Below are 10465 nucleotides of genomic sequence, written 5' to 3'. Positions count from 1 at the left end.
TTTGTTTCAAAAGACTGGGACTGCTGCGCAGTCCAGCGGGAGCAAGCTCCCTCGCCACGGGTTACTTTTCGCTCTTGCTGCTTATTAACTGACTGGCATTACGCTTTGGAGGCGCCCTTTTTTGTGGCTCGGATTTGATGCGTTTAGATGCGGTAGGTGCTCTTGGTCATGACCTTGGCCAATAAGCTCATGCCAAACCTGACCGGCGCGGGGAAGCGGAAACCGCCTGCATCCAGCGCGCTTTCGGCGTGATGTTCTTCATCGATGCGCATCTGCTCAAGAATCGCCCGGGACTTTTCGTCTTCGGCGGGCAGTTGTTCCAGATGCTCATCCAGGTGCTTGCACACTTGATGTTCGGTGGCTGCGACAAAGCCGAGGCTGACTTTGTCACTGATCAGGCCGGCAGCGGCACCGATCCCAAACGACAGGCCATAAAACAGCGGGTTCAGCACGCTCGGGTGGCTGCCGAGTTGGCGAATGCGTTGCTCGCACCAGGCCAGGTGATCAATTTCTTCCTCGGCGGCATGCTCCATGGCTGCGCGAACCTGCGGCAGCTTGGCGGTCAGGGCCTGGCCTTGATACAACGCCTGGGCACAGACTTCGCCGGTATGGTTGATGCGCATCAGGCCGGCGACATGGCGGGTCTCGGTCTCGCTCATCTGTGCGTCGGGCTGCACGATGGCGGGCGACGGGCGATACGGTTGGCCGCTGAAGGGCAGCAGCGTACGCATGGCCATGTCGGCTTGCAGCAACAGACGGTCAATCGGCGAGTAGTGACGTTGGGTAGTCATGCTGACCTCCGGGAAGAATCTCGGCGGCCAGTTTACCGCAAGAGAGGGGAAAGCGTTTGCGCTGAGTCAGGGGCATAGGGTCGCAGCCCGAGGCCGTGACCCTTGTTCCGAGGGGAATCAGCCCGGCGGCCAGTTCATCTGGCGCTGACCCAGCACATGCATATGGATGTGATAAACGGTTTGCCCGCCGTCTTCATTGCAGTTCATCACCACACGAAACCCTTTTTCACAGCCTTGTTCAACGGCCAGGCGCTGGGCGGTGAACAGGATATGGCCGGCAAGGGCTTTATCGTCTTCCGTCAGGTCATTCAAGGTCCGGATCGGTTTCTTCGGAATGACCAGGAAATGCACGGGGGCCTGCGGCGCGATATCGTGGAAGGCCAGAATCTGGTCGTCTTCGTAGATAATCTTCGCGGGTATTTCTCTGTTGATGATCTTGGTGAACAGAGTATCCACAGCTGTTTCTCCATTATGAGTATGCAGGGTGAGTGTACCCAGCCGGTCAGCGCGGGCAATAGGCCTTGTTGATGGCGCCGGCGATCTTGCGGGTCAGCCAGCGAGGGCTGAAGCGCGGGCTGAAGGCTATCCAGCGGTTGCGTCGGCCGGGAATGATGATGGCTTTGTTCTTTTCCAGGGCGCGCACGGTGTAGAGCGCCACTTCTTCGGGGCTCATCAGTTGTTGGCTGCGGTCGAGCTTGGCGGTGTCCATTTGCGCGGTGCCGAAGAACGCGGTGCGGGTCGGCCCAGGGCAAAGGACCGAGACCTTGATGCCGCAGGTTTTCAACTCTTCGCGCAGGCCTTCGGAAAAGTGCAGTACGTAGGCCTTGCTGGCGTAGTAGGTGCTCATCCACGGGCCGGGCTGAAACGCCGCGATGGACGCCACATTGAGAATCTGCCCGCCACCGTGCAGCGCCATGGTGTTGCCAAGTGCGTGGCACATGCGGGTCAGAGCGAGGATGTTGACCTCCATGAGGTCTTGTTCGGTCATCCAGTCCTGGGCCAGGAACGGCCCGCTGGTACCGATGCCGGCACAGTTGACCAGCAAGTCGATCTGCCGCTCACCTTCTTCAAGCTCCAGCAGGAACCCGGACAAGCGCAGTGGCTCGCCCAGGTCGCAGGCCCGGAACAGCACCTCGACGCCAAACCGTTGGGTCAATTCGATAGCAATGCTTTCCAACTGATCACGCTGGCGGGCCACCAGAATCAAGCTGCGGCCGCGACGGGCCAGTGCTTCGGCCAAGGCCAGGCCGATGCCGCTGGAGGCGCCGGTGATCAGAGCGTAACGGGTCATGCCTTTCTCCATCGCAACACCGCCGAGCCTGCGACAGAGGCATCGCAGGCCGGTGGTGTTTCTTTACTGTTCTGGAGAGTCTACAGGTTCGCCCGCTTCGTCAGCACTCTGCGCTTCGTCTTCTTCTACGGTCGCGCTTTGGTCAGCGTCTTCATCGGAGGTGATGGAGCTGCTTTCGTAGCCGCTGTCCATGTTGGCTTCGAGTTGGTTCAGGTAACCGTTCATGCCCAGGGTGACCACGATGGCCAGCATGACCGGAATAAACGCCAGCCACAGCGTGGCCAGGACTTTTACCGCCGTGGAGTTGCGGGGTGGTGGTGCGCCATATTGGTTGGCGCCCGCGTTCCCCGGCAATACCAGCAACAGGATCGGGAAAACGCTGTTCACCAGTGGGACGAGGTTGAGGAAGTACAGCCAGCCGGACCAACCCAGGTCGTGCAGGCGCTGCACACCGATCTGTACGCTGACCCAGACAAGCGCCACAAACAGCGCGAGACCCAGCAGTACCCCGAGGATAGTGCCTGCCGTCGGCGATGCGGTGGCCACGGCAAAGCTCACGGTGCTGATGATGCCACCCGCAACCAGCATCGCCAGGGTCAACACCAGGGTCCAGGCCAGGTAGCGCAGACGACCAATACGCCCGTGGATAGTGAAAACCTTGAGGGTGGCGTATTCCGGCAGGTGCTCACCTACCGCGGCACGCGGCGGCGCGTAGGGGGAGGCGGCCGGGCGGGAGAAGTCGGAAGCGCCGGAATCCGTTTCATGGGTTTCGGCGAGGCTGAAGGCCACGGGCTGTTCGGCTTCGATACGTGCATCGACACCGGCGTTTTTCAGCGCAGTGAGGTAGGTTTCGGCGTCTGGACGGGACAGGTCGCGTTTGAGCGCGACCGTGCGGCCGGTGAAGAGCTTCTCGATGGCTTCGACTTCGCTCTTGAACAGCTCGGCCAGGTTCAGTTTGGCCGTGGTGCTTTCGACACCCGGGAGCAAGGCTCCATCAAACACAATCTTGAAACGGTTGTCGCTCATGCGGGCTTCCTTGTCACTTATTCAGGGAGGAGGGCAGGCCTGTGTAATTAGCAGGCCTTGCGGTTGGGTCAGCGTGGCCAGCGCAGTTGAGCGGCTTGTTCGCGTGCCTTGCGGTATTCGGCATCCAGGCGAGCAACCAGTTCATCGACGCTGGGTAAATCATCAATCTCACCGACACCTTGGCCGGCAGACCATACAGTCTTCCACGCCTTGGCCTCGTCGCTCAACGGCTTGAGCTTGGAGCCAAAGTTGACCTCGCCCTTGCCTTGCAGGGCGGCGAGATCGAAACCGGCGTTTTCCAGGCTCTGGCGCATAAAGCTCGCGGGCACGCCGGAGACAGCAGGAGTGTGCACGATGTCGGCGGCGCGCGATGTGAGCAGCATCTCTTTATACGCATCCGGGGCGTGGCTTTCGGTGGTGCCGATGAAACGCGTGCCGAAATAGGCCAAGTCTGCGCCGAGCAACTGGGCGGCGAGAATCTCGTGCCCATGGTTGAGGCAGCCGGCCAGCAGCAGGGTTTTGTCGAAGAATTGGCGGATCTCGGCAATCAGCGAGAAAGGGCTCCAGGTGCCGGCGTGGCCACCGGCGCCGGCCGCAACGGCGATCAGGCCATCCACACCGGCTTCGGCGGCCTTCTCGGCGTGGCGGCGGGTGGTGACGTCGTGGAACACCAGGCCACCGTAGCTGTGCACGGCGTCCACCAACTCCTTCACGGCGCCCAGACTGGTAATGACGATCGGCACTTTGTGTTCGACGCAAATCGCCAGGTCCGCCTCCAGGCGCGGGTTGCTGTTGTGCACGATCAGGTTGACGGCGTAGGGCGCGGGGTTATCCAGTTGTGCCAGGCCCGCTTCGATTTCTTCCAGCCAGGCCTTGAACCCGCTGCTTTCGCGTTGGTTAAGCGCCGGGAAACTCCCGACCACCCCGTTGCGGCAGCACGCCAGGACTAATTGCGGGTTGGAGATAAGGAACATCGGCGCAGCCACGACGGGTAGGCGCAGACGGTGTTCAAGCAGAGCGGGCAGCGACATTGGAGGTACCCCGAGTCATTGAAGTTAGAACGGTTTGACCACGACCAAAATTACGATAGCCAGCAATATCAGAACGGGCACTTCATTGAACCAGCGATAAAAGACATGGCTGCGGGTATTTTCGCCACGGGCAAAACGTTTTACCTGTGCGCCACACATATGGTGGTAGCCGATCAGGAACACCACCAGGGTCAACTTGGCGTGGATCCAGGCGCCCGATTGAAAGATGCCGGGGTTGAGTGCGATCAGCCAGATACCGAATACCAGCGAAGCCAGCATCGCCGGGCCCATGATGCCGCGGTACAGCTTGCGCTCCATGACACTGAAACGCTCCTTGCTGACGGCGTCCTCGCTCTGGGCGTGGTAAACGAACAGGCGCGGCAGGTAGAACAGCCCGGCAAACCAGCAGACGATGCTGACGATGTGGAAGGCTTTGACCCATAGATAAAGCATTTTTAGTTATTCCCAGGTTCACGGTAACTGAAGATAGTAGTGGCTCATGCGCCCGTACGTCACGTTGACGGTTGTCGCAGGACGATGCGGCCCCTATTATCGACGGCTTTCCAGTGGGTTCGTTGAGGGCAGGTTTATGGTCAAGGTCGGTATCGTCGGCGGCACGGGTTACACCGGTGTCGAATTGCTGCGTCTGTTGGCTCAGCATCCGCAAGCTGAGGTGGTGGTCATCACCTCCCGATCCGAGGCCGGCCTGGCCGTGGCCGACATGTACCCGAACCTGCGAGGCCATTACGACGGCCTGGCGTTCAGTGTCCCTGACATCAGCACCCTGGGTGCATGCGACGTGGTGTTCTTTGCCACGCCTCATGGTGTGGCCCATGCATTGGCCGGTGAACTGCTGGCTGCTGGTACCAAGGTGATCGACCTGTCGGCGGATTTCCGTTTGCAGGATGCTGATGAGTGGGCCAAGTGGTATGGCCAGCCTCACGGTGCGCCAGAGCTGTTGGAAGAAGCGGTGTACGGCCTGCCGGAGGTCAATCGTGAGCAGATCAAGCAGGCGCGCCTGATCGCGGTGCCGGGTTGCTATCCAACGGCCACACAGCTGGGCTTCCTGCCGTTGCTCGAAGCCGGGTTGGCAGATGCCTCGCGCTTGATCGCGGACTGCAAGTCCGGTGTGAGCGGCGCCGGTCGTGGTGCGGCGGTGGGTTCGCTGTACTCCGAGACGTCGGAAAGCATGAAAGCCTATGCGGTAAAAGGGCATCGCCACTTGCCGGAAATCCGCCAGGGGCTGCGGCGTGCCGCCGGTCAGGACGTGGGCCTGACGTTCGTGCCGCACCTGACGCCGATGATCCGCGGCATTCATTCCACGTTGTACGCCACAGTGGTTGATCGCTCGGTAGACCTGCAGGCGCTGTTCGAAAAGCGTTATGCCAACGAACCGTTCGTCGACGTAATGCCTGCCGGCAGCCATCCGGAAACCCGCAGCGTGCGCGGCGCCAACGTGTGCCGGATTGCGGTGCACCGTCCACAGGATGGCGACTTGGTCGTGGTGTTGTCGGTGATTGATAACTTGGTCAAGGGCGCGTCGGGCCAGGCGGTGCAGAACATGAACATCCTGTTTGGCCTGGACGAGAAGCTGGGCCTGTCCCACGCGGGCATGCTGCCTTAAGATCTTCAGGTGGTTGCGCAAAAGGCCCGATGATCGGGCCTTTTGTGTTTTTGATGGCGGCTAGGCAGATTGATATACCGTAACAATAGTTGACCGCTTTTCTAGGAGAAGCGGATAATGCCCGTCATTACGCATATGGCGGCGCTACGCCGGGAGATTATCAGCATGAGCGTTGAATCCTTCACCCCCACGGCTTTGCAATTCACCCACGGTGCTGCGCACAAGGTGAAGAGCCTGGTCGATGAAGAGGGTAATGATCGCTTGAAGCTGCGCGTATTCGTTACGGGCGGCGGTTGTTCAGGGTTTCAGTACGGTTTTACCTTCGATGAAGATGTGGCCGATGATGACACCATCGTTGAGCGCGAGGGCGTAAGCCTGGTCGTGGATCCGATGAGTTTCCAATACTTGGCAGGTGCCGAGGTGGATTACCAGGAAGGTCTGGAGGGTTCACGTTTCGTGATCAAGAACCCTAATGCTACGACCACCTGTGGTTGTGGGTCTTCGTTCTCGATCTGATCTATAGCAGATACAGAAACGCCGCTTGGCTTTGATAGGCCAAGCGGCGTTTTGCTGTCTACAGATTATGGGGGCGGTCAGGCGGGATATATCGCGCCCAGCACCCGAAGCCCGCGTGAGCCGGTGACACTCGGGCGGTTGGCCGCGATGCCTTCGAGGCAGCAATGGGCCAGCCACGCGAAGGCCATTGCCTCGACCCAGTCGGGGTCTACGCCATAGGTGGCGGTGCTGCTGACGTGGGTTGACGGTAGCAGGGCTGCCAGGCGATTCATCAGCGTGGCGTTGTGAGCGCCACCGCCACACACCAGCAGTGTTTCTGTCTGGGGTTGGGCGGACTGCAACGACTCGACGATGGTGAGCGCGGTCAGCTCCAGCAGCGTGGCCTGCACATCTTGAGGTTCGAATGCGGGGAGACGGCCAAGGTGTTGATGCAGCCATTCCAGGTTGAACACTTCGCGCCCAGTGCTCTTGGGGCCCTTGGCCACGAAGAATGGATCGCTGAGCAGGGCATTGAGCAGTTGAGGCTCAACCTTGCCACTGGCAGCCCACTGACCATCGCGATCAAAGTGCTCGTTGCGTTGTTGGTGAATCCAGGCATCCAACAGCACATTGCCTGGGCCGCAATCGAATCCGGCTACAGGTTTACCGGTCTCGATCAGGCTGAGATTGCTGAAACCGCCCACATTCAATACGGCACGGTTGCCGGTGCGTTCACCAAACAGTGCTTCATGGAATGCCGGGACCAGCGGGGCGCCCTGGCCGCCGGCGGCGACATCGCGGCTGCGGAAGTCGCTGACCACGGTGATGTTGGTCAGCTCGGTGAGCAAGGCCGGATTGCCGATCTGCACGGTAAAGCCCCGGGCGGGTTCATGGCGGATGGTCTGGCCATGGCTGCCGATCGCGCGGATGTCCTGGGGCTTGAGGTGTTGCTGAACGAGTAATGCGTGAATGCCCCGTGCTGCCAGGTTCACCCATTTCTGTTGGGCGATTGCTGAGCGGGCGATCTCATCCGGGCCGCTGGCGCACAGGGCGAGCAGCTCTGTGCGCAGGGTATCCGGCATGGGGAGGTAGTGCGTGGCGATCAGTTTGATCGCCGGGGCCTGTTCGATCAAAGCGATGTCCAGGCCATCGAGACTGGTCCCGGACATCACGCCTATATAGAGCGACATACCTTAACGCTTCGCCGAAGCCAGCAGGGTGGAGCGCTCTTGGTCCATGCGCGCCATCAACGGTTGGCTCTGCTGCATGAATCGCGCGCGCTCGGCCTTGGCGATCGGATCGGCCATTGGCAGTTTTTGGCCCAGCGGGTCGACGTGCACACCATTAACCTGGAACTCGTAGTGCAAGTGCGGGCCGGTGGACAGGCCGGTAGTGCCGATGTAGCCGATCACCTGGCCTTGCTTGACGGTGCCGCCGGTTTGCACGCCCTTGGCGAAGCCTTGCATGTGGCCATACAGGGTGCGGTAGGTGTTCCCGTGCTGGATGATCACGGTATTACCGTAACCACCACGGCGTCCGGCCAATAGCACTTTACCGTCGCCGGCCGCCTTGATTGGTGTACCGCGCGGGGCAGCGTAGTCGACGCCTTTGTGGGCGCGGATTTTGTTCAGAATTGGATGCTTGCGACCCATGGAGAAACGCGAGCTAATGCGAGCGAAGTCTACCGGCGTGCGGATGAAGGCTTTGCGCATGCTATTGCCGTCGGCGGTGTAGTAGCTGCTGTTGCCTTGTTTGTTGGTGTAGCGCACGGCGGTGTAGGTCTTGCCACGGTTGGTAAAGCGTGCGGAGAGAATATTGCCGGTGCCGACCACTTTGCCGTTCGCGACTTTCTGCTCATAGATCACATCGAATTCGTCGCCTTGGCGGATGTCCTGGGCGAAGTCGATGTCGTAGCCGAACACGCTGGCCATGTCCATGGTCATGCTGTGGGACAGGCCGGCGCGGGCCGCGGATTGCGACAGCGAGCTGTTGATTACGCCGTGTACATAGGCGGAGCGCATCACCGGCTTGGTGGTGACGCGGTTGAAGGCAAAGCCTTTGGCGCCTTTAGTCAGGGTGATGCTTTCGAGGTCGCTGACATTGCTGTGCAGGTTGTTGAGCTGTCCGTCGGGTGTCAGTTCGAATTCCAGCTTTTGACCGCGTTTGAGCTGGGTGAACTGCTTGGCTTGTTTGTCGCTGGCGAGTACTTCGTTGACGGTGGCTGCGGGGATACCGACTTTCTCGAATAGCGTCGAGAGCGTATCGCCCTTGCCAACGATGACTTCGCGGTGCTGGGGATTCTTGGCTGTGTCTACAGTCGGCGCGGCCTTGGTCTGAGCGGCTTGCTGTGTGTCTTCCGGGCTGTTTTCTATCTGGGCGAACGGTGAGTCAACTGGAGCATTTGTGGCTTGTTGTGCGTCGGAAGCGTCTTGATCTTGTGTCAGTTGTTCAACCGGACTTTCCAAGTCAAGGCTCAGGGATGTTCGTTTGGCTTCTACGTCACTGGAAGGGAATACCAGGAGTGCCAGGCTGAGAAGGGCGGCGATACCACTTGCGGCGAGCAGGTGGGTCTTCGGGTAAAGCGGCGGCGCTTTAGACGGTTCAGTGGTCATAGGTAATTTGACTTTGAAGATGAAATGGAAAAGATGAATGACATGATGAAGATGAAATAACTGTATAAAATATAACCAAATCATCTGTGGCGCAAGCTCGCGAACGCTGGGCTTGCTGAACGGTGTCCGTTCGCAGGGCAAAACTTGTAATTAGTCCCTGATCTTGTATGGTTGGTTCCCTTTTGAATCTGAGCCTTGCGGGTCTGTTATGAAGTCGGTTGAAGAGCAGCTAGCGCTGATAAAACGTGGTGCGGAAGAACTGTTGGTCGAGGCCGAGCTGATCGAAAAGCTCAAGCGTGGCCAACCCCTGCGTATTAAGGCTGGCTTTGATCCGACTGCGCCGGATTTGCACCTGGGCCATACCGTGCTTATTAATAAGCTGCGCCAGTTCCAGGAGCTGGGGCATCAGGTCATCTTCCTTATAGGTGATTTCACCGGGATGATCGGCGATCCGAGCGGCAAGAGTGCCACGCGCCCTCCGCTGACTCGCGAGCAGGTTCTCGATAACGCCGAGACCTACAAGACGCAGGTATTCAAGATCCTTGATCCGGCCAAGACCGAGGTGGCGTTCAACTCCACTTGGATGGATCAGATGGGGCCGGCGGATTTCATTCGCCTGACCTCCCAGTACACCGTCGCACGCATGCTTGAGCGTGATGACTTCGACAAGCGCTACTCCACCAATCAGCCGATCGCCATTCATGAGTTCCTCTATCCGCTGGTTCAGGGTTACGACTCGGTGGCGTTGCGTGCGGATGTTGAGCTCGGCGGCACCGATCAGAAGTTCAACCTGCTGATGGGGCGTGAGCTGCAGCGTGCGTATGGACAGGAGGCCCAGTGCATTCTGACTATGCCATTGCTGGAGGGGTTGGATGGCGTCAAGAAGATGTCCAAGTCTCTGGGTAACTATGTTGGTATCCAGGAAGCCCCGGGCGTCATGTACGGCAAGCTGGTTTCGATTCCTGATGCGCTGATGTGGCGTTACTTCGAGTTGCTGAGCTTCCGCTCGATGGATGAGATCAATGCGCTGCGTGCTGATGTAGAGGCAGGCGCCAATCCGCGTGACGTGAAGATCAAGCTGGCGGAAGAGATTGTTGCGCGCTTCCATGGTGAAGAAGCAGCGGCTAATGCTCACCGTGCTGCGGGCAATCGCATGAAGGACGGCGAGCTGCCGGATGATCTGCCGGAGATCGAGCTGTCTGCTGCCGAAGCGATGCCAATCGCTGCCGTCCTTAATAAAGCAGGTTTGGTGAAAAACTCGGCGGTAGCGCGTGACCTGTTGGGTTCGGGTGGTGTGCGTGTAGATGGTGAGGTCGTAGATCGTACCTTTATATGCGAGCTGGGTAGCACCCACGTATACCAGGCGGGGAAGAAGGCATTTGCGCGTATTACGCTCAAATCCGAATAAACCTGAAATTAAGTGTTGACGGCGAATTATATCTGTCTATAATTCGCCCCACTTCCGGCGCAGTCGAAACGGAAAACTCCTTGGTAAACAAAGAGTTAAGCAGGATTCGACAGCGAGTTGCTTCAGTTCATCGAAGCCCAGAAGGAGTTGGTAGAGCAGTGTTGTTTGGCTCTATTAACGTTTCGAT

General features: G+C 59.1%; 11 protein-coding genes. 3 read left to right on the top strand and 8 right to left on the bottom strand.

The window, feature by feature from the left end; translation table 11 throughout:
- Positions 1 to 143: 143 nt before the first annotated feature.
- The 6 genes from coq7 to hemJ all read right to left on the bottom strand — a co-directional run bounded on the left by coq7 (position 144) and on the right by hemJ (position 4592).
- Positions 144 to 791 carry a 2-polyprenyl-3-methyl-6-methoxy-1,4-benzoquinone monooxygenase gene (gene coq7, locus AO064_RS00140; protein WP_015886151.1) on the bottom strand — a complete coding sequence of 216 codons (648 nt, stop codon included), beginning with the start codon at positions 789 to 791 and terminating at the stop codon, positions 144 to 146.
- Positions 792 to 908: 117 nt separating this feature from the next.
- Complete coding sequence (locus AO064_RS00135) at positions 909 to 1247, bottom strand: histidine triad nucleotide-binding protein (RefSeq protein ID WP_064052028.1); 339 nt, start codon at positions 1245 to 1247, stop codon at positions 909 to 911.
- Positions 1248 to 1293: 46 nt separating this feature from the next.
- On the bottom strand, positions 1294 to 2082 hold the full coding sequence (locus tag AO064_RS00130) for an SDR family NAD(P)-dependent oxidoreductase (protein WP_015886150.1): 789 nt from the start codon (positions 2080 to 2082) through the stop codon (positions 1294 to 1296).
- A gap of 63 nt (positions 2083 to 2145) precedes the next feature.
- Positions 2146 to 3108, bottom strand: a complete 963-nt coding sequence (locus tag AO064_RS00125) for a DUF805 domain-containing protein (protein WP_064052027.1) — start codon at positions 3106 to 3108, stop codon at positions 2146 to 2148.
- 68 nt (positions 3109 to 3176) lie between these two features.
- Positions 3177 to 4139, bottom strand: coding sequence for an NAD(P)H-dependent flavin oxidoreductase (locus tag AO064_RS00120; RefSeq protein WP_015886148.1), 963 nt, complete (start codon positions 4137 to 4139; stop codon positions 3177 to 3179).
- A 24-nt stretch (positions 4140 to 4163) separates the two neighbouring features.
- Entirely contained in the window at positions 4164 to 4592 is a 429-nt protein-coding gene (hemJ, locus tag AO064_RS00115; RefSeq protein WP_015886147.1) for a protoporphyrinogen oxidase HemJ, read from the bottom strand.
- 136 nt (positions 4593 to 4728) lie between these two features.
- Between hemJ and argC the strand changes: the two genes are divergently transcribed.
- A complete protein-coding gene (gene argC, locus AO064_RS00110) occupies positions 4729 to 5763 on the top strand; it encodes an N-acetyl-gamma-glutamyl-phosphate reductase (protein ID WP_046035025.1) in 1035 nt (344 codons plus the stop codon).
- A gap of 165 nt (positions 5764 to 5928) precedes the next feature.
- The gene (erpA, locus tag AO064_RS00105) at positions 5929 to 6279 is read left to right on the top strand and encodes an iron-sulfur cluster insertion protein ErpA (protein WP_003176443.1); all 351 of its coding nucleotides are present in this window, start codon (positions 5929 to 5931) and stop codon (positions 6277 to 6279) included.
- A gap of 77 nt (positions 6280 to 6356) precedes the next feature.
- On the opposite strand, the gene AO064_RS00100 is transcribed toward erpA, so the two are convergent.
- A complete protein-coding gene (locus AO064_RS00100) occupies positions 6357 to 7448 on the bottom strand; it encodes an anhydro-N-acetylmuramic acid kinase (protein WP_064052026.1) in 1092 nt (363 codons plus the stop codon).
- A gap of 3 nt (positions 7449 to 7451) precedes the next feature.
- Positions 7452 to 8870, bottom strand: a complete 1419-nt coding sequence (locus AO064_RS00095) for a peptidoglycan DD-metalloendopeptidase family protein (RefSeq protein ID WP_046035026.1) — start codon at positions 8868 to 8870, stop codon at positions 7452 to 7454.
- A gap of 208 nt (positions 8871 to 9078) precedes the next feature.
- Here AO064_RS00095 and tyrS point away from each other — a divergent pair, with 208 nt between their 5' ends.
- On the top strand, positions 9079 to 10278 hold the full coding sequence (gene tyrS / locus AO064_RS00090; RefSeq protein ID WP_064052025.1) for a tyrosine--tRNA ligase: 1200 nt from the start codon (positions 9079 to 9081) through the stop codon (positions 10276 to 10278).
- Positions 10279 to 10465: the final 187 nt, after the last annotated feature.

This window comes from Pseudomonas marginalis, from assembly GCF_001645105.1.
Taxonomy (GTDB): domain Bacteria; phylum Pseudomonadota; class Gammaproteobacteria; order Pseudomonadales; family Pseudomonadaceae; genus Aquipseudomonas; species Aquipseudomonas petroselini.
This window is presented reverse-complemented; position numbering and strand designations above follow the sequence as displayed.